The 18,807-nt window shown below is 67.7% G+C and carries 17 protein-coding genes; 8 read left to right on the top strand and 9 right to left on the bottom strand.

The features are described from left to right. Positions 1-178: 178 nt before the first annotated feature. Both ACVWYS_RS07835 and ACVWYS_RS07840 read right to left on the bottom strand, forming a co-directional pair. Positions 179-820, bottom strand: a complete 642-nt coding sequence (locus ACVWYS_RS07835; protein ID WP_116767961.1) for a VC0807 family protein — start codon at positions 818-820, stop codon at positions 179-181. A 589-nt stretch (positions 821-1,409) separates the two neighbouring features. After that, the gene (locus tag ACVWYS_RS07840) at positions 1,410-2,450 is read right to left on the bottom strand and encodes an NAD-dependent epimerase/dehydratase family protein (protein WP_456508936.1); all 1,041 of its coding nucleotides are present in this window, start codon (positions 2,448-2,450) and stop codon (positions 1,410-1,412) included. Positions 2,451-2,585: 135 nt separating this feature from the next. Between ACVWYS_RS07840 and ACVWYS_RS07845 the strand changes: the two genes are divergently transcribed. The 3 genes from ACVWYS_RS07845 to ACVWYS_RS07855 all read left to right on the top strand — a co-directional run bounded on the left by ACVWYS_RS07845 (position 2,586) and on the right by ACVWYS_RS07855 (position 6,417). Then, positions 2,586-5,300: a LuxR C-terminal-related transcriptional regulator gene (locus tag ACVWYS_RS07845; RefSeq protein WP_456509579.1), complete on the top strand. Its 2,715-nt coding sequence runs from the start codon at positions 2,586-2,588 to the stop codon at positions 5,298-5,300. 125 nt (positions 5,301-5,425) lie between these two features. Continuing rightward, entirely contained in the window at positions 5,426-6,115 is a 690-nt protein-coding gene (locus tag ACVWYS_RS07850; RefSeq protein ID WP_116767964.1) for a hypothetical protein, read from the top strand. A gap of 32 nt (positions 6,116-6,147) precedes the next feature. Then, the gene (locus ACVWYS_RS07855) at positions 6,148-6,417 is read left to right on the top strand and encodes a hypothetical protein (RefSeq protein WP_456508938.1); all 270 of its coding nucleotides are present in this window, start codon (positions 6,148-6,150) and stop codon (positions 6,415-6,417) included. On the opposite strand, the gene ACVWYS_RS07860 is transcribed toward ACVWYS_RS07855, so the two are convergent. The 4 genes from ACVWYS_RS07860 to ACVWYS_RS07875 all read right to left on the bottom strand — a co-directional run bounded on the left by ACVWYS_RS07860 (position 6,414) and on the right by ACVWYS_RS07875 (position 9,122). Then, the gene (locus tag ACVWYS_RS07860) at positions 6,414-6,914 is read right to left on the bottom strand and encodes a DinB family protein (RefSeq protein ID WP_456508939.1); all 501 of its coding nucleotides are present in this window, start codon (positions 6,912-6,914) and stop codon (positions 6,414-6,416) included. The two genes, ACVWYS_RS07855 and ACVWYS_RS07860, sit on opposite strands and share 4 nt — an antisense overlap. Before the next feature lie 76 nt (positions 6,915-6,990). After that, positions 6,991-7,635 (bottom strand): MBL fold metallo-hydrolase, encoded by a 645-nt coding sequence (locus ACVWYS_RS07865; RefSeq protein WP_456508940.1) that lies wholly within the window; start codon positions 7,633-7,635, stop codon positions 6,991-6,993. Further along, positions 7,632-8,717 carry an S-(hydroxymethyl)mycothiol dehydrogenase gene (locus tag ACVWYS_RS07870; protein ID WP_456508941.1) on the bottom strand — a complete coding sequence of 362 codons (1,086 nt, stop codon included), beginning with the start codon at positions 8,715-8,717 and terminating at the stop codon, positions 7,632-7,634. The genes ACVWYS_RS07865 and ACVWYS_RS07870 overlap by 4 nt, the downstream gene beginning before the upstream one ends. Before the next feature lie 147 nt (positions 8,718-8,864). Next, the gene (locus ACVWYS_RS07875) at positions 8,865-9,122 is read right to left on the bottom strand and encodes a mycoredoxin (protein WP_091252308.1); all 258 of its coding nucleotides are present in this window, start codon (positions 9,120-9,122) and stop codon (positions 8,865-8,867) included. 135 nt (positions 9,123-9,257) lie between these two features. On the opposite strand from ACVWYS_RS07875, the gene ACVWYS_RS07880 reads away from it, so the two are divergent. Then, a complete protein-coding gene (locus ACVWYS_RS07880) occupies positions 9,258-10,007 on the top strand; it encodes an SOS response-associated peptidase (protein ID WP_456508942.1) in 750 nt (249 codons plus the stop codon). Between the two features lie 16 nt (positions 10,008-10,023). Here ACVWYS_RS07880 and ACVWYS_RS07885 read toward each other — a convergent pair whose 3' ends face one another. After that, positions 10,024-10,446, bottom strand: coding sequence for a VOC family protein (locus tag ACVWYS_RS07885; RefSeq protein ID WP_116767969.1), 423 nt, complete (start codon positions 10,444-10,446; stop codon positions 10,024-10,026). Positions 10,447-10,460: 14 nt separating this feature from the next. Between ACVWYS_RS07885 and ACVWYS_RS07890 the strand changes: the two genes are divergently transcribed. Further along, positions 10,461-10,787: a chorismate mutase gene (locus tag ACVWYS_RS07890; protein ID WP_091252314.1), complete on the top strand. Its 327-nt coding sequence runs from the start codon at positions 10,461-10,463 to the stop codon at positions 10,785-10,787. A 29-nt stretch (positions 10,788-10,816) separates the two neighbouring features. Here the strand turns inward: ACVWYS_RS07890 and ACVWYS_RS07895 are convergent, their stop codons facing one another. Both ACVWYS_RS07895 and ACVWYS_RS07900 read right to left on the bottom strand, forming a co-directional pair. Further along, a complete protein-coding gene (locus tag ACVWYS_RS07895) occupies positions 10,817-11,203 on the bottom strand; it encodes a hypothetical protein (protein WP_091252316.1) in 387 nt (128 codons plus the stop codon). Then, positions 11,200-12,474 (bottom strand): Vgb family protein, encoded by a 1,275-nt coding sequence (locus tag ACVWYS_RS07900; protein WP_456508943.1) that lies wholly within the window; start codon positions 12,472-12,474, stop codon positions 11,200-11,202. Before ACVWYS_RS07900 ends, ACVWYS_RS07895 begins: the two co-directional genes overlap by 4 nt. Positions 12,475-12,775: 301 nt before the next feature. On the opposite strand from ACVWYS_RS07900, the gene ACVWYS_RS07905 reads away from it, so the two are divergent. The 3 genes from ACVWYS_RS07905 (at position 12,776) to thrS (ending at position 18,788) form a co-directional block, all read left to right on the top strand. Then, positions 12,776-13,111, top strand: coding sequence for a DUF6504 family protein (locus tag ACVWYS_RS07905; protein WP_456508944.1), 336 nt, complete (start codon positions 12,776-12,778; stop codon positions 13,109-13,111). Then, positions 13,108-16,620: a DNA polymerase III subunit alpha gene (locus ACVWYS_RS07910; RefSeq protein WP_456508945.1), complete on the top strand. Its 3,513-nt coding sequence runs from the start codon at positions 13,108-13,110 to the stop codon at positions 16,618-16,620. Before ACVWYS_RS07905 ends, ACVWYS_RS07910 begins: the two co-directional genes overlap by 4 nt. A gap of 158 nt (positions 16,621-16,778) precedes the next feature. Further along, positions 16,779-18,788, top strand: a complete 2,010-nt coding sequence (gene thrS / locus ACVWYS_RS07915) for a threonine--tRNA ligase (RefSeq protein WP_116767972.1) — start codon at positions 16,779-16,781, stop codon at positions 18,786-18,788. Positions 18,789-18,807: the final 19 nt, after the last annotated feature.

Consider the following 18,807-nt stretch of genomic DNA (forward strand, 5'->3'; position numbering starts at 1 on the left):
ATGAACGCCACTGTTTGGCTGCCCAGTCCCGGTAGGCGGTTTGCCCGCAGCGTCCCCCAACGTCATTGCGTTAGCCTAACCTGTGCAGCAGACCCGCCGCTTCACGGTCGTAGTGTGAGCCCCTTCACAATGCAGCCTTCCAATCAACTTACGATGCTTATGAGCCGAGATGGAGCCGTCAGGAAGACCGCGCTGCTTGCCGTCGTTTCAGGTCCCAGGCAGTCCAGGCGATGAGGGCGGCGAAAACGGTCACTGCCAGGGCGGCCGAAACTCCCACCATGACGTCAATAGGCAGCAGATAGACCAGGACGGCCCGCGTGCTGGCTTCAGCAATCAGTCCCGCACCCCAAACGGCGGAAATCTTCAGGTGCCAGCGGCGCACCGCAGGGTTGCGGTGGAATTCCCGGTCCATTTCCCCGGCGCGCTCCGGACTCCAGGTCTTGGCTGCGTCCAAAGTCAGGGGATGTCCCAGGGCAGCCAAAACCAGGAACGAAACACCAAGGCCGCCGGTGATAGCAGAGTCCTTGAGCAGCAGAAACCGCGGGTCACCGGTAAGGAAAGAAAGGCCCAGGCCGAGTCCGAAGACGATGACCATCAGCATCGCAAACGGGTTCAGGGAATGTCCCTTGAACGCGGTCCACAACAGCCGGCAGGCAGCTGCTCCCGTCGCCGCCAGCAGTGCTGCCCAGTCCGTGGCACCGGCCAGGTGCAGGACGTAGTAGGCAGCCAGCGGTGCCCCTACGTCCCAAGCCAGACCGCGGACCAGCGCACGCGTCACCAAACCCGGACGTTCCCGTCCCGAAGCCTGCTCAGCGTTCATCGGGGTGCTCCATCCCTTTTCCGGATGCGGGCTCTTTGAACAGCACACCGGCTACAGCAGTCTTCCGAAGAAGACCGAGGACCATGCAGTCAGCAGCACGATCAGGAGCATGCCGTCCGCTCAACGACCTCCGGCCGTGACGGCATACCAAGCCTGCCCCGAGACCGGGGACCAGGCCCTTCGTTGGCCGAATTCGGTGAAGCGCCGTCACGGGGACCCCGACGAAATCGGCGATCACCGGAGCCGCCGTCTGCAGCTCCCCTCCGCTTATGACCAAGAGCTTCACCGGCCAGCAACGCCATGCTAGGTCCGAGCAGGAAGCGTCGTCAACAGGCCCGCAACCGGGTTGAATCGCCTCGGGATGCTCCTATTTCTGTCGATTCGTGGCTTGGGGTGTCCGGCTGGCTGGACTCCGGCTGGAGGGTGATCGACTGCCGCAGCAGTGAACAGCGCATCCAGCTGCTTGGGAACACCGCCATCTTCTCGCACCGGGTCGCCACGACCGTCCAGACAAGTTCCTCAGGATCCCGCGCAGTAAGTGACGAACGGGAGACCATCGTTTCCGCCCGAAGTCAGGACGGTCGTGTCCTCAGCATGAACAAGCACTTGTTGGCCTGCCCCGGCCGGTGAGGTACGAATCCTCGAGGTCGTAGTCGGTGAAGTTGCTGAAGAACGCGTCCGCGGCGCCGGGCCGGTTGGCAGGCGAGGCAAGGAGCCAGTCAATTTCTGCCGTCACCGTCTCGGCGTAGGTGCCCACAGGCTCGTAACCCAGTGCTGTGGAAGCCTGGGTGTCGAGGACCAGCGGTGGGGTGAAGTTCCAGGGGTGGGCACCCAGTTCGGGATGGTCCCCGGCCTCGAGGAGGATCTCTTCCCACTCGTGGCCGAGGTAGGCCGCGACGGTGCGGGCGATCTCCAGGCTGGTGGGCGCATCGGGATCTGCGCTGTTGAGGATCCGTTGTCCCGGGCGGGCGGCGACTGTTTCGATGAGGGCCGCGGTGTTGACGGCGGCACTCGTATGGTCGCCTCCCGCGCCAGCCGTGGCCAGGAATACTGCGGGGCGGCGGTCGAGGATGCGCTTCACGAACATCCACTCCCGCGGCACGGCTGCGCCTTCGCCATGAACCTTGGATGGGCGGATGACAGTGACGGGATGCCCGGTGTCGAGCAGCACATTTTCGGCGGCGACTTTGTTGGCGCCGTAGCCCTCGCGGGAATCGTAGCCGCCGTTCAGCGGCTTCATGGTGGGCCGGTCTTCCCGGATGGGGTGCGGGAAGCACGGCGGGACGTCCGAGTTGACGTGGTTGCCGGCGTCGTCGGTGTACACGGCTTTGCTGGACAGCATGACCGCAGACCCGACCCCGGAAAGGTGCGGGAGGAGCAGGCGGGCTTCGGCAGCTGTGTAGCAGGCGGCATCAACTAGAAGATCCGCGCCGTTTCCCAGTGCCTGCGCCAGATCGTGTCCGCTGCGCCGGTCCGATGCGAGGAACCGGGCGCCCGCAGCACGAAGAGCGGACGGCATCTTTGACGCGTCCCGGCCCGTGATGCGGACCTGCCACCCGGCCTCCAGCAAGCGGTGCGCGATGGCCCGGCCAAGCACGCCGGTGCCCCCAAGAATGACTGCCTGTTTCATTCGCACCACACTAGTGGGCCACCAGGCGGCCGCAGCGCAGTGACTTCACCCGGATTCGCCGGCGTCTCCCCGGTACGCTGAAGCTATCTGCAGCACACTTCAGCCAGGGTTGTGAACGTTTGGAACGGGGATCCCATGGCACATCCGGTGATTGCCACGAAGCTCTACGTCCCCAGGCCGCGACGTGGACTGGTGGCACGCCCGCGGCTCAGTGAGCTTCTGCGCCGCGGAGCCGAGTCGTCACTGACGTTGGTGTCCGCCCCCGCAGGGTTCGGCAAGACGACTCTCCTTGCCGGGTGGTTGGCTGAGGTATCCGGCGAAGACCATTGCGTGGCGTGGCTCTCGCTCGATCAAGCCGACAGCGAGCCTGCGGTGTTCTGGACTTATGTGGTGACCGCGCTCCAAACGGCGGTGCCCGGCGTCGGCTCTACTGCGCTCGAACTGACGGGGACGTCCCCGTTCCCCACCGAGCGTGTGCTCACTACGGTGCTGAACGAACTGGCCGCCGCCCCGGCCGCTGTCTGGCTGGTGCTGGACGACTACCACTTGGTGGACGGCCACGATGTCGGCGAAGGTATGGCCTTCCTGCTGGAGCACCTTCCGCCCCACGTGAAGGTCGTGATCAGCACGCGCGCCGACCCCTCGCTGCCGCTGTCCCGCTGGCGGGTGCGCGGCGAGCTGGTCGAGATCCGTGCCGCGGAGCTGCGCTTCACGCCGGAGGAGGCCGCCGCCTACCTCAACGGGGCGGCGGGACTGGACCTGGCAGCCGCGGATGTGGCGGCTTTGGAGGAGCGCACGGAGGGGTGGATCGCCGCGCTGCAGCTCGCCGCGCTCTCTCTGCAGGGGCGCGACGACGTCGCCGGTTTCATCGCCCGGTTCGCCGGGAACGACCGGTATGTGGTCGACTACCTTGTCGAGGAGGTGCTGCAGCATCAGCCTGAGCCGGTTCGCGGCTTCCTGCTGCAGTCCGCGGTGCTTGACCGGCTGACGGGGCCGCTCTGTGACGCCGTCACCGGCCGCGACGACGGAAGCCAGATGCTCATGGTCCTGGAGCGGGCGAACCTCTTCCTTGTCCCGCTGGACGAGCGGCGGGAATGGTACCGGTACCACCACCTCTTTGCTGACGTGCTGCGCGCCCGCCTGCTCAGCGAACGGCCTGAGCAGGTTCCCCTGCTGCATCAGCGCGCCAGCCGGTGGTTCGAGGCCAACGATCTGCCAGCTGAGGCGATCAGGCACACAATGGCCGCCGGGGACTTCGACCACGCAGCTCACCTCATGGAACTGGCTGTGCCGACGATCCGGCGCAACCGGCAGGACGCGATGCTGCTCGGCTGGCTGAGGGAACTGCCCGTCGACGCCGTCCGGCGCAGCCCGGTGCTGAGCGTCTTCTCCGGCTTCATGCTCATGGTCTCCGGACACCTCGATCAGGTCGGCCCGCGGCTTGACGACGCGGAACGCGCGCTGGCTGCGGTACCGGCCGGGGAGGTTCCCCCTTGGGCCGATACCGAGGCGCTCCAGTCGTTGCCATCGACCATCGCCGTCTACCGCGCCTCGCTCGCGCAAGCACGGGGCGATGTGGCCGGCACGGTCGAACATGCCCGGCGCGCACTGAATCTGGCCCGCCCGGGCGACCATCTCGGGCGAGGCGCTGCCGCCGGATTCCTAGGTCTCGCCGCGTGGGCAAAGGGCGACGTAGCGGCAGCGCTGGAGACGTTCACGCAGGCCGTGGCCAGCCTCCACGCTGCCGGCAACCTGGTCGACGAGCTCAGCAGTACGGTGGTGCTGGCCGACATGTGGCTCGCGGCCGGCCGGCCGGGCAAGGCACGCCTGCTCTACCGGAGCGCGCTGCAGCGGGCCGAGGCACACGGCGAGTCCGTAGCACGGGCCACCGCCGAGCTGCACGTCGGACTGGCCGAGATCGACTGCCAGGCCGGAGACCTGGGCAGAGCCAGGCGACACCTCGACACCGCCGCAGTATTCGCCGAGCGGGCGCCGGTGACCGAAAGCCGCTATCGGTGGTTCGTGGCGATGGCGCTGATCGCCCGGGCCGAAGGAGCCCCGGAGAAGGCGGTCAATCTCCTGGACCAGGCGGAGACGCTCTACCAGCGGGGGTTCTTCCCCGATGTGCGCCCTATCGCTGCGATGAGGGCCAGGGTCTGGATCGCCCAGGGCAAGATACCGGAGGCCGACGAGTGGGCACGCGAGCGCGGCGTGTCCGCCACGGACCAGGCCAGCTATCTGCGCGAGTCCGACCACCTCACCTTGGTACGTCTGCTCATCGCGCAGCACCGTACAGACCCCGGCGGCATCGCGATCGGCCCGGCAGCCCGCCTATTGGACCGGTTGCTGGAGGCCGCTGGGGCAAGTGGCCGCGCCGGAAGCGCCATGGAGATCCGCATGCTGCAGGCCTTGGCACAGGACGCGCAGGGGCATCGGACGCAGGCCCGCGAGGCTCTCGGCCGGGCATTGGCCGAGGCACCCGAGCCAGGCGACTACGTGCGGCTCTTCCTGGACGAGGGGACCCCGATGATGGAGCTGCTGCGCGACGCCACACGCCACGGCATCGGCGGAGACCACGCCCGCCGCTTGCTCAGCTTGGGTGCGTCCGTCCAGGCGCAGTCCCCCGGCCCGGGGGAGCGCCCGCCGCCGTCGTCCGTTGTCCCTTTGAGCAAGCGGGAGCTGCAAGTGCTCAGGCTCCTCGACAGTGAGCTGAGCGGGCCGCAGATCGCCGTCGAACTGTTCATCTCGCACAACACGCTGCGCACCCACACCAAGCACATCTTCACCAAGCTCGACGTCACGGACCGCAGGGCGGCCGTCCGCCGGGCACGCGAAAGAGGCCTGCTGTAGCCGCGGCGCGCACATCTCACCCTGTCAGTCACATCGCGGGGTGACGCCCGGTCACCCCGTCCGTCCCTACATTTGAGTCATTCCGCGGCGCCCCGCCACGGAAGCCCAGAACCAGGGAGCCGGACATGTCCATCACCACCACCAAACTCACCCGCTGGGCCGGCCTTTGCGCCGTTGCGGCGGGCCTGCTGTTCATCGGCGTCCAGATCAACCACCCGCACCTGGATGCCGCCTTCGTCACCACCACCGAATGGACTGTCCGCCAAAGCCTGAAGGTCCTCATGTCCGTCCTGTCGCTCGTCGGCATCACCGGCATGTACCTGCGCCAGGTGAAGCAGACCGGAGTGCTCGGCCTGATCGGGTACACGGTGTTCGGCGTTGGTTATCTCATCATGATGAGCGTCGAAGTCATTGGTGTAGTGGTCCTTCCGGCCCTCGCCAACAGTGCACCCGGCTACGTCAACGACGTTCTCGCCGCAGCCACCGGCGGGCACCCGGCCGGCGACGTCGGCCTGATGCAGCCCCTCAGCGTGGTGTCTGGCCTCACCTACCTGGCCGGCGGACTCCTCTTCGGCATCGCACTCTTCCGCGCCAACGTCCTGGCCCGCTGGGCTGCGGCGGTCCTCGCCGGCGGCACCGTCGCAACCATCGTGATCCCACTGCTTCCGCAGATCAACGAAAGGCTGTTCGCCGTCCCCACTGGTGTCGCCCTGATCGGCCTCGGATACTCGCTGTGGCGCGATCAGCGCGCCGCAGCCGGCCGCGACCAGCTCAATTTCACCGGGGCGCCGCTCAACCCGGCTGATGTCAAGTGAGCACGCAGGGCGATGGCGGAGGCCGGGTCGCCATGACCCGGCACCCAGAACGGCCGGAGCCCACGGGCTACCGGCTCCGGGTTGACGGACACCTCGACGAGCAGTGGTCCGCCTGGTTCGGCGGCCTGGCCCTGACCCACGAAAGCGACGGCACTACAAGCCTCAGCGGTTTCGTCGCCGACCAGGCGGCCCTGTTTGGGCTGCTCATGAAGGTCCGGGACCTCGGCATCATTCTGGTCTCCGTCGAGGCCATCGGTCCGGCTAGCTCACTGCCCCGCTCCGCCGCGAACTCCCAGCGCTAGCTCCGGGCGGCGAGGATCTGCTCGCGCAGGATGTCCGCGTGACCGCAGTGCTGGGCCAGTTCCCGGAGCATGTGCAGGTAGACCCACCGCAGGGGCAGCGGACCCCGTCGGTTGCCCCGGACGAGGTCGTCAAGATCCAGCGGTGCGGCCGCCCGGCGGGAGTCCGCGCAGGCCCGGCTGTAGGCGTTCTGCAGGCTCGCGATGGTGTCGGCCGCATCGAGGATGAACGATTCGTCCGGGGTGGCCGGGATCCCGATCTCCGCCCGGGTCCGGCAGGTGATGGCCTCGTCAAACCAGACCTTCTCCACGAACGTGGCGTGCTTGACCAGCCCCAGGAGGGTGGTCCGCGAGGGAACCAGCGATGCCCGGGCCTCCTGCTCCGTGAGCCCGTCCAGGCAGTTGTGCAGCGCCGCCCGGTGCTCGTCGAGGAACGCATCGAACTGGCTCCGCAGGTCCGCGGTCAGGGTTGCCGGATCCATGCTGGGAAAAGGGCTCATGGGCCCTCATCCTAGGGCGGGACGGCCCGGTCCGGAAGTGGCGGCCCGGGCCTTTCCAAGGGGCACCGGTGCGGGGTCAGTGCCCGCGGGCGATCCATTCCTCAAGGTGCGGCGCTTCGGCGCCGATCGTCGTCGGATCTCCGTGGCCGGTGCGCACCACCGTGTCCGCCGGGAGCGGCAGGAGCCGGTGGCGGATGGAGTCGATGATGGTGGGGAAGTCGCTGAAGGACCGTCCGGTGGCCCCGGGGCCGCCCTGGAACAGCGTGTCGCCACTGAACACGGTGTGTTCAGAAACAGCGCCCTCGCCCTCGAGCAGGAAGCACACGGATCCGGGCGAATGGCCGGGCGTGTGCAGTGCCGTGAGCCTGGCCCCGGCGACGTCGAAGGTGTCGCCGTCGGCAATCGCGTGGTCCGGCCCGGTGCCGGGGAACACCTGCTCCCACAGCATCCAGTCGTCCCGGTGCAGGTACACGGGCGCGTTCACGAGCGTCCGGACGTCGCCGACGGCGCGGATGTGGTCATCGTGGCCGTGCGTGAGCAGGATCGCGGCGACCTTCCGGCCCGCGACGGCCGCGGCCACGGCAGCGGGATCGTGTGCGGGGTCGATGATGACGCATTCGGTGTCATCGCCGACGATCCACACGTTGTTATCAACGTCCCAGGTCCCGCCGTCGAGCGAGAATGTCCCGGAGGTGACCAGCCGGTCGATCCGGACGCTCACAGCTCCACCACCGAGCGCAGCACCGCGCCGGCGTGCATCTTCCCGAAGGCTTCTTCGATCTGGTCGATCGTGATCCGCTCGGTCACGAAGGCGTCCAGGTCCAGCTTGCCCTGCCGGTAGAGGCTGATGAGCATGGGGAAGTCGCGCGAGGGCAGGCAGTCGCCGTACCATGAGGACTTGAGCGAGCCGCCGCGGCCGAACACGTCCAGCAGCGGGAGCTCCAGGGTCATGTCGGGGCTCGGGACGCCCACCAGCACCACGGTACCGGCGAGGTCACGGGCGTAGAAGGCCTGCTTGTACGTTTCCGGGCGGCCGACGGCGTCAATCACCACATCGGCGCCGAAACCGCCGGTCAGTTCGCGGATTGCTTCCACGGGGTCGACGGCGGAGGAGTCCACCGTGTGGGTGGCGCCGAGTTCCCGGGCGCGCTGAAGCTTCTTGGCGTCGATGTCGACGGCGATCACGGTGGTGGCGCCGGCGAGCGCCGCACCGGCGATGGCCGCCACGCCCACGCCGCCACAGCCGATCACGGCGACCGAATCGCCGCGCTGGACGTTCCCGGTGTTGATCGCGGCGCCGATCCCTGCCATCACGCCGCAACCGAGCAGCCCGACGGCGGCGGGGTCGGCGTCGGGATCCACCTTGGTGCACTGGCCGGCCGCCACGAGGGTCTTCTCGGCGAAGGCGCCGATGCCCAGGGCCGCGCTTAGCTCCGTGCCGTCTTCCAGCGTCATCTTCTGGGTGGCGTTGTGGGTGTTGAAGCAGTACTGGGGCTCACCGCGGCGGCAGGCCCGGCACTCGCCGCACACGGCACGCCAGTTCAGGACCACGCGGTCACCGGGAGCGACCTCGGTGACGTCCGGTCCGACGGCGCTGACAACGCCCGTGGCCTCGTGGCCGAGCAGGAAGGGGAAGTCGTCGTTGATCGCGCCCTGCTTGTAGTGCAGATCGGTGTGGCAGACGCCGCACGTGAGGATGTCCACGAGGGCCTCGCCGGGACCGGGGTCCGGCACCAGGATCGTCTCCAGGGTGACATCGGCATTCTTGGAACGGACTACTGCGCCCTTGACTTTATGGACCATGGCATAAGCTCCTCTGCTCGAATCGCGGGTTACCCGCACAACTTACCCGCAAATCTACCCGCACAGCCTGCCGGGACAACGGGGGACGGCACGGCCCGTGGGGGCCGCGCCGTCGTGATTTGGTGCTGTTTTTGGATAAAGGAAAGGCTAGGCGGCGAGCCGGCTCTTGACCTCGGCCGCGGAGGGGTTGGTCGCGGCGGTGCCGTCCGGGAACAGCACGGTGGGGACGGTGCGGTTGCCTCCGTTGAGCTGCTCCACGAGATCGGCAGTGCCTTCGACTTCCTCGATGTTGATCTCGGTGTACCCGATGCCCTGCGCGTCCAGCTGCTTCTTCAGCCGGGTGCAGTAGCCGCACCACGTGGTCGAAAACATGGTGATGGTGCCGGTTTCGGGGGTGAAATCCACGAAGTTCTCCTCAAGCTAGTGGTTGGGGCCGGCGTGAAGAGCCGGGCGCCCACGGAAGTCGTACGTCACTTCCAATAACCGTACCGCGCAGCACACTATTCCCGCACGACGGTCCGCGGTGGCATGCTGGAGGGCATGTGTGGACGCTACGTGATGGCCCGGGCCGTCGGAGACCTGCTGGCCGAGTTCGACGCTGAACTCGAACACGAGATCGCGGTCCCGCCGTCGTGGAACGTCGCCCCGACCGCGGACGTGCCCATTCTGCTCGAACGGCTCATCGACGGGAACCCGGTGCGGCAGCTGCACCTTGCGCGCTGGGGGCTGGTGCCGTCCTGGGCCAAGGACCCCGGGATCGGCTCGAAGATGATCAACGCCCGCAGCGAGAGCGTGCTGGAGAAGCCCTCGTTCCGGAAGGCCGTGCGGTCCCGGCGCTGCGCCGTCCCCGCGGACGGCTACTACGAATGGAAAGCCGGTGAGGGCCGCAGCAAGCAGCCGTACTACGTGCACCCGAGCGACGGCGGCCCGATGGTGTTCGCCGGACTGTACGAATGGTGGAAGGACCCGTCCAAGGCCGACGGCGATCCGCACCGCTGGCTGCTCTCGACATCGATCCTGACTACCGACTCGCCGCCCGAAGGCTATGCCGGCGGGATGCTGGCGGAACTGACGGCCCTGCACGACCGGGTCCCGCTGCCGATGGACCGGGCGACCATGCAGGCCTGGTTGGACCCGCACGCCGGGGACGCCGCCACCCTGGTGGACCTGGTCCGCTCGGGGGCGCACGATGTCGCCGAGGGCTGGACCATCGACGCCGTCGGCACCGCGGTCGGAAACGTGAAGAATGATTCCGCCGAACTCATCAAGCCGGTGGGCAGCCTGTTCTAGTCACAGCGTCTTCGGGTCACAGTGTCACAGTGCCGCCGTCGTCGACCTCCCAGCCGGGATTGAAGGCGACCTCCCAGCGGTAGCCGTCGGGATCGGCAAAGTACCCGGTGTAGCCGCCCCAGGACTGGGTCTTCGGCGCCGCGACGATCGTGGCTCCCGCGGACTCGGCCTCCGCCATCACCCAGTCAACTTCCGCCGCGCTGCCCAGGTTGTGGCTCAGCGTGATGCAGGGAATGCCGGCTGGCGGATCGGTGGCCGCTTCGGCCTGCATCTGACCCGCGTCCCAGAGCGAGAGGATGAGGCCGTGATTGGCCTGGATAAAGAGGACCTCGCCCCGGACTTCCCGGCGGACGGGCCAGCCCAGGCCATCCACATAGAAACTGCGGGAGGCGTCAACACTGTGGACACCCAGTGAAATTAAATCGACTCGTGGCTGCATCTTTGGATACTGTCATGAACATGTCCACAAATCACGGATACGACAAAGATGCCCAGGCCGACAAGGCACAGCTCGCAGCTGTGCGGGTGGCAGTGGATGAGGTGGATGAGCAGATCGTGGCGCTGATCGGCCGCCGGGAGCGGCTGATCCGGATCGCCGGGACCCTGAAGGCGGACAGCGCGGAGGTTCGGGCGCCGGGCCGCGTGGAGCGCGTGATCGAACACGTCAAGGCCGTCGCGGAGCAGAAAGACATCGATCCCGACATCGTCGAGAAGACCTACCGCGCCATGGTGGAGGCCTTCACCGCGCTCGAACTCGAAGTTTACAAAGCCGGCAGCTGAGGCTTCTGCTTCTTGTCGCGCCAGCGCGCCTAGAGGGCCTCTTCCACGGGCACGTTGGACTGGTAGTCCCGGCCGTCGGCGTCGCTGAACGCCGTCATGAGGTGACCCTTCGGCAGCCCCAGCACCGTGGTGAGCGGGAAATGGCCGGTAATGGTGTTGCCCGAGTGCTCGACGCCCTTGAGGTCGAAATTTTCTTCGGTGCCGTCATGGCTGAAGCAGTAGAAGGATACGGCCTCGCCGTTCATGAACTCGATCCCCATTCTTCGCTGATGGGAATGGTCCGGGGTTGCCGCCACGAGCCCCACTACATAGGCGCCCTGGCCGGGGATATTGCCGTCTATATCAAAAGTCGCCACCAAGGTTGAATCCTTGGCGGCGATGCTTACGTGCTTCAGGAGTGCGTTGTGGGAGCTCATGGCTCAATCCTGCTACCTGCACCTGCGTCCGTCCACCCCTGATCTGTCGGTGGTCTGCGGAGTAGCTCGTTCGCGGCGTGGGGATCGGCGGTGCCGTCCCCGGTCCCATTGACGTGGTCGCGTACGGCTGCCTTCCTGCGGCGTCCCGCGGCCACGATGAATAGCACGATGAATAGGGCGACGGCGATAGCTGCGGCGCCGGCGATGCCAGCCGGAGTGTTCCAGGGGCTTGCCGCCCCGTCGGCGGCTCGGGTCCCGGTCGAAGCCTGCGTCTCTTGGGGCTGGGGGCTGCCGGAGGCCGGTGCGTAGCGGGACACGGAGCCGTTGTTGGCGCCGTTGCCCGGGCTCGCCACGATGATGGTCCCGTCCGGGGCTACCGCGAGGTGGCCGGGGTTGTTCTCCGTTGGGATGGAGGGGCCCGTTGCTGTGGCGCCCGGCGTTATTACGGACAGGGCGGGGCTTAGGGCGCTGGCCACGTAGAGCGTCCCGTCTTGCCCGACGGCTGCCTCCGTGGGTCCGCCCGGGACGTAGATGGTGTAGGCCACGGTGTCGGCGCCTGGTGTGATGACAGCGACGTGATTGGAACTGATGTTGGTGACATAGATTGTCCCGTCCGGTCCGGCGGCGATCCCGTGGGGGTTCTCTGTCTTTCCGGGGGTGGAGCTGACTTGGATGGTCCGTGAGACGGTGTTCGCCCCGGGCGGGATCACCGAGACCGTCCCGCCCTCTTGGTTCGTCACGAACGCGGTGCCGTCCTTCGTCACTGCCACTTCCACCGGGCCGGCGCCGACCGTGACGGTGCGGTCCACCGTCGATGCCCTGGGCGCGATGATCGATACGGTGCGTTCGGCAGGGTTCGGAACGAAGACCGTGCCGTCGGGTCCGGCGGCGATCAGGTGGTTCCCGCGCGACACCGGAATGCTCCGGGCGACAGCCGCCGCTCCGGTAGGGATGACGCCCACCACGTCCTGACCCGTGGCGCTGTCTCGTTGGGCCACGTACAGGGTGCCGTCCGGGGCCAGCGCGATCCCGGAGACATTGTTGCCCGTGCTGATGGTGCGGGCGGGTTGGGGCGCTCCCGGCGGTATCACCCGGATGCCGCCGCCCGCGCCGTAATTTCCCACGTACGCAGTGCCGTCAGGACCAACTACCACCCCGACCGGTGTTCCGCCGACGTCGAGAACCTCCGCGGGGGCCGCCGCGGCCGGTGCCGCTCCCAGAAAAAGGACTGCTCCCACCGCGGCAGCAGTCCTCAGGCTTTGATGCTTCACTTTTTCTACCCCCATAGATGTGCCGTGCACCGCGGCGCTGCAATGCCGGTTCAAGAAGCCTACTCCGCGGTACCAGTGAGCTCTGGCCGACCCAGTCCACTGTGCCATCATGCATCCGGTGCAATGCCGCAAGGAATGGGTTTTGTCGCCACTCCGACGTAGACTGGCTTTATTCGAAGATATGTTCGAATATCGTGAATGCAGTGGCGTGAATGCAGTGGCGTGAATGCAGTGGCGTGAATGCAGTGGCGTGAAAGCGGGGACTGGGCCGGCTCCAGCCCGGACTGGGTCGGGAGGCAACGTGGGCATGTTCAGCGAGTCCGTGGATGTCGCCTGCACGCCCTCCGGGCAGCCCCTGCGGCTCGACTGGGCGGGCCGGCGCTACACGGTCTGCGCGGAACCGGTCCGCTGGTATGAACGCCGCCAGTGGTGGACGGAGGAAAGCCGGGCACCCCTCGGGAGCGGTCCGGGCCTGGTGGACCACGAGATCTGGCGGGTCCAGGTGCGTGCCGACGGGGAGGACGCGGCGGAGCCCACCCTCACCCTTGACCTGAGCCGGCACGTCAGCAGCGGCCGGTGGCGGCTCGTGCGAATCCACGACGCCCTGCAGCCCCACCGGAAGCCCGAAACAGCATGAGCTTCACCCATCTGCACGTCTCCACCGCCTTCAGCGCACACTACGGCGTCTCATGGCCGGAGGAACTGGCCGCGGCCGCAGCCGCCGACGGCGCCACCGCGCTGGCCTGCACCGACCGTGACGGGCTCTACGGAACCGTCAAGCACCTGAAGGCGTGCATGGCCGCCGGGCTGGATGCGATCGTCGGGGTGGACCTCGCGGTCTTTGACGACGACGGCGACCTCCGCACCCAGCTCGGGGGACGCGTCGTCGTGCTGGCGCACGGACACAACAACGGCGCCGGTTACCGGGCGCTGTGCCGGCTGATCTCCGACGCCCATGCCCGTACCACGGGCAAGGCGCAGGGAGCGGTTCCGGTGGCCGTCACCCGGGCCGAACTGGCCTCCCGCACCCTGGACCCGGAAACCCTGCAGCCAGTCCTGACGGTGCTGATCGGTCCGGACTCCGACGTCGGCCGTGCCATGGGCGGCCGGCGGTACCTGCGGCCCCGCACCCTGTTCAAACGCTGGCTGGACGCCATGCCCCCCGGGACGCTGGCGGCGGAGGTCGTTTCCCAGCTCAGCCCGCCCGGGGAACCGCTGAGCACCGCCCACGCGGTGCGCATGCTCAAACTCGCCGCGGAACACGGGGTGCCCGCCGTGCTGAGCAACGCCGTGCGGTATGTCGCCGAGGACGGCGCGGCCACCGCCGACGTGCTGGACTCCGCCCGGACGCTCAAATCCCTGCCCGAGCTCTCCGCCGCCCCGCTGCTGCAGCCCAACGGGCAGGGCTGGCTCAAATCGGCGGCCCGGATGCTCGAACTGGCCAAGGAGATCATCCACGCCGCCGGGTACGGCACGGCGGACCTCAAACGGCTCCTCGCCCAGACCGAGGCGCTTGCGGACCGCTGCCGCATGGACCCCGTGGCCGACATGGGTTGGAAGCAGCCCGTGGTCCCGGAAGCGTCCGTGATCGGGATCGCCGGCGACGCGCTCGCAGAGCTGACCCTGCGCTGTGAGGCCGGCATCGGCCGCCGCTTCCCGGGAATCTCCGGGCAGCGGGAACAGCAGATGCGGACCCGGCTGAAACACGAGCTCCGGATCATCGACTCACTGGGCTTCGCCTCCTACTTCCTGACCGTCGCCGAAGTCTCACGGATGATCCTGGCCATGGGCGTCCGGGCGGCCGCCCGCGGTTCGGGCGCCTCCAGCCTGGTCAACTACCTGATCGACATCAGCCAGGTGAACCCGCTCCAGCACGACCTCATCTTTGAACGCTTCCTCTCCCGTGACCGCGCCACGCTGCCCGACATCGACATCGACGTCGAAAGCGCCGAACGGCACAACGTCTACCGGAAGATCTTTGAGCGCTTCGGAGCCGAACGCGTCACGCTGATGAGCATGCAAAACGGCTACCGCGCTCGCGGTGCCGTGCGGGACGCCGGCCTGGCTCTGGGCATGGACGACGGCGAGGTCGGGGAAATCGCCAAGCAGCTGTGGCGGTTCTCGGCCCGGCACTTCCGCGAAGCCCTCGTGGAGAAACCCGAACTGAAGGAATTCGCCGACCGGGTGGAGCAGCGCGGCTTCAGCGAAAACCAGCAGCTGGACCTGCTGGTGGACCTCACGGAACGGCTGGACCGGCTGCCCCGCCACATCTCCATGCACCCGTGCGGCGTCATCCTCGGCGACGCCACCCTGCTGGACCGCACCCCCGTGCAGCCCAGCGGCCTGGGCCTGCCCATGAGCCAGTTCGACAAGCACGACATGGACCCCATGGGCATGCTCAAACTCGATGTCCTGGGCGTCCGGATGCAGAGCGCCATGGCCTTCGCCGTCCGGGAGGTTATCCGGCTCCACCCCTCCAAGGCCGAGGTAGTGGCCGCCGGCGCACATCAGGCCGGTCCGGACGGGACGGGCCCGGATTACATTGCCGAGGACGGGCACATCGACCTCAACGCGGTCCCGCTCGATGACGAACCGACCTTTGAACTGATCCGCAGCACCCACACCCTGGGCTGTTTCCAGATCGAATCCCCGGGCCAGCGCGAACTGATCGGCAAGATGGCACCCCGGGAATTCAACGATCTCATCATTGACATCTCGCTGTTCCGCCCCGGCCCGATGAAATCCGACATGGTCCGGCCCTTCCTGGAGCACCGGCACGGGTTCGCCCCCGAGGTCTACCCGCACCCCGACCTCAAGCCGGTCCTCAAGGAGACCCACGGGGTCACCGTCTTCCACGAACAAATCCTCAAAACCTTCGACGTCATGACCGGATGCGGGCTGGCGCGCGCCGACGAATTCCGCCGGGCGCTGGGCAACGACGTCCTGGAGGCCAAGGTGGAGGAGTTCTTCCGGAAGGAGGCGCGGGCCCGGAACTACAGCCCGGAGGTGGTGGACAAGGTCTGGGGCACGCTGAAGGCCTTTGGCAGCTTCGGGTTCTGCAAGGCCCACGGAGCCGCCTTCGCCGTGCCCACCTACCAGTCGGCCTGGCTCAAGGCGCACCACCCGGAGGCCTTCCTGGCCGGGCTCTGGGAGCACGACCCCGGCATGTACCCCAAACGCCTGCTCGTGGCCGAGGCGCGCCGGCTGGGCATCCCCATCCTTCCCCTCGACATCAACCGGAGCCAGGCCGAGTACCGGGTGGAACGGGTGGAATCCGGGCCGGACCGGGGCAAGCTGGGCATCCGGCTGAGCCTGAACGGCATCTTCGGGCTCTCCGCCGCCGAGCTGAAGCGGATTGTGGCCGGCCAGCCCTACGATTCCCTGGCGGACCTGCGCGCCCGGTCGCGGCTGAGCAGGCCGAGTATCCAGCGCCTGGCCCAGCTGGGCGCCTTCGACACCCTGCACCGGGCGTCCGGGGGAGCGGCGAACCGCGCGGATCTGGTCCAGCACCTGCAAAAGCTCCAGGCCCGCCCGCACCGGAAGGGCGTGGAGGTCATTGAGGGCCAGCTGGCGTTGCCGCTGGGTGACGTGGAGCTGAAGAACCTCAAGGCGGTGCTGCCCGCGCCCAGCATGGTGGACAACGTGCGGGCGGAACTGGACCTCATGGCCGTGGATGTCAGCGAGCACCTCATGACCAGCCACCGTCCGCTGTTGGGCCGGCTCGGCGTCACCACCGCGGACAAGTTGCTGGGACTGCGCAACGGCACGGAGGTGCTGGTCGCCGGGGTGCGGGTGGCCACCCAGACCCCGCCCATGCGCGGCGGCCGCCGGGTGGTGTTCATCAGCGTCGACGACGGCACGGGCTGCGTGGATTCGGTCTTCTTCCACGAGGCGCAGGAACAGTCCGGGTCCTTGCTGTTCGGGACCCGTTTGCTGCTGATCCGAGGCACCACCCGCCGGACCGGGCCACGGGGGATCAGCATCAGCGCCTCCATGGCCTGGGACCTCAGCCGCCCCGAAACCCTGCCGTTTCCGGTAGCGGCGCCGGGCGCCCCCGCCTATCCCGGGCCGGAGCTGCCCGTTCCCCTGCCCGGCCCCCTGGACGGGATCAGCAGGAACCTCGCCATTACCGGGCTGGGCGGCTGACCGGCCAGCGGCGCCGCCGCAATAGCGCTGCGCCTGCGGCGCCGCCGCACCCGTGGCGCGTTGGTTGGCCTCTGGAGAAACCGATAGCATGGACGAGGCTGGCTGTGGTCCCCGTACGCCACAAGCTACGAAGCCTTAACTTTGAATAGGAGACACCCGTGTCAGATGCCCAGCAGATCACCCTTCTCGTCGACGGCGAAGAGACCAAGGTGACTACCGGGACCACCGGCGCGGAACTCTTCTTTGAGCGCCGCGATGTTGTTGTGGCCCGCGTCAACGGCGAGTTGAAGGACCTGGACCAGCCCCTTCCCGAGCACGCCACGGTCGAGGCCATCACCATTGATTCCCCGGACGGGCTCAACGTCCTGCGCCACTCCACGGCCCACGTCATGGCCCAGGCCGTGCAGCAGCTGCGCCCCGACGCGAAGCTCGGCATCGGCCCCTACATCACTGACGGCTTCTACTTCGACTTCGACGTCGCGGAACCGTTCACCCCGGAGGACCTGAAGGCCCTGGAAAAGATGATGCAGAAGATCATCAACCAGAACCAGAAGTTCGTGCGCCGCGTCGTCACCGAGGACGAGGCCCGCGAGGCGATGAAGGACGAGCCCTACAAGCTTGAGCTCCTGGGCAAGAAGAACGACGCCGCCGACGCCGGCGAGGGCGTCAACGTCGAGGTGGGCGCCGGCGACCTCACCATCTACGACAACGTGGACCGCAAGAGCGGCGACAGCATCTGGTGCGATCTGTGCCGCGGCCCGCACCTGCCGAACACCAAGCTGATCTCCAACGCCTTCGCCCTGACCCGGTCCTCGGCCGCCTACTGGCTGGGCAACCAGAACAACCAGCAGCTGCAGCGCATCTACGGCACCGCCTGGCCCACCAAGGATGCGCTCAAGGCCTACCAGGAGCGCATCGCCGAGGCCGAGCGCCGCGACCACCGCAAACTCGGCGCGGAACTGGACCTGTTCTCCTTCCCGGACGAGCTCGGCTCCGGCCTGCCGGTCTTCCACCCCAAGGGCGGCATCATCCGCAAGGCCATGGAGGACTACTCCCGGCAGCGCCACGTCGACGCCGGCTACGAGTTCGTCTACACCCCCCACATCACCAAGGGCCACCTGTACGAGGTCTCCGGCCACCTGGACTGGTACCGCGAAGGCATGTTCCCGGCCATGCACATCGACGCGGAACTGAACGAGGACGGCACGGTCCGCAAGCCGGGCCAGGACTACTACCTCAAGCCGATGAACTGCCCGATGCACAACCTGATCTTCCGGTCCCGGGGGCGCTCGTACCGCGAACTGCCGCTGCGGCTCTTCGAGTTCGGCTCGGTCTACCGTTACGAGAAGTCCGGCGTGGTCCACGGACTGACCCGCGTTCGGGGCATGACCCAGGACGACGCCCACATCTACTGCACCCGCGAGCAGATGAAGGACGAGCTCACCACCACGCTGAACTTCGTCCTCGGGCTGCTCAAGGACTACGGCCTGGATGACTTCTACCTCGAACTCTCCACCAAGAACCCGGACAAGTTTGTCGGCGACGACGCCACGTGGGAGGAAGCCACCCGCACCCTCGCCGAGGTGGCCGAAGCCTCCGGCCTGGAGCTGGTCCCGGATCCGGGCGGAGCCGCGTTCTACGGCCCCAAGATCTCGGTCCAGGCCAAGGACGCGCTCGGCCGCACCTGGCAGATGTCCACCATCCAGCTGGACTTCAACCTGCCCGAACGCTTCGAGCTCGAGTTCCAGGCCGCCGACGGCACCCGCCAGCGGCCCGTGATGATCCACCGCGCCCTGTTCGGCTCGGTGGAGCGCTTCATGGGCGTGCTGACCGAGCACTACGCCGGAGCCTTCCCGGCCTGGCTGGCTCCCGTGCAGGTGGTGGGCATCCCGGTGGCGGAGGCCTTCAACGACTACATGTTCGACGTCGTCGGTCAGCTCAAGGCAGCCGGCATCCGCGCCGAGGTGGACATTTCCTCGGACCGCTTCCCGAAGAAGATCCGCACGGCCAGCAAGGACAAGATCCCGTTCGTGCTGATCGCCGGCGGAGACGACGCCGAGGCGGGAGCGGTGTCCTTCCGCTTCCGTGACGGCAGCCAGGACAACGGCGTGCCCGTCGCCGAAGCCGTCCAGCGGATCGTCGACGCTGTCCGCAACCGGACCAGCTAGGCAGACGGAAGGGCAGCGC

It is taken from the genome of Arthrobacter sp. TE12231 (genome assembly GCF_054062895.1).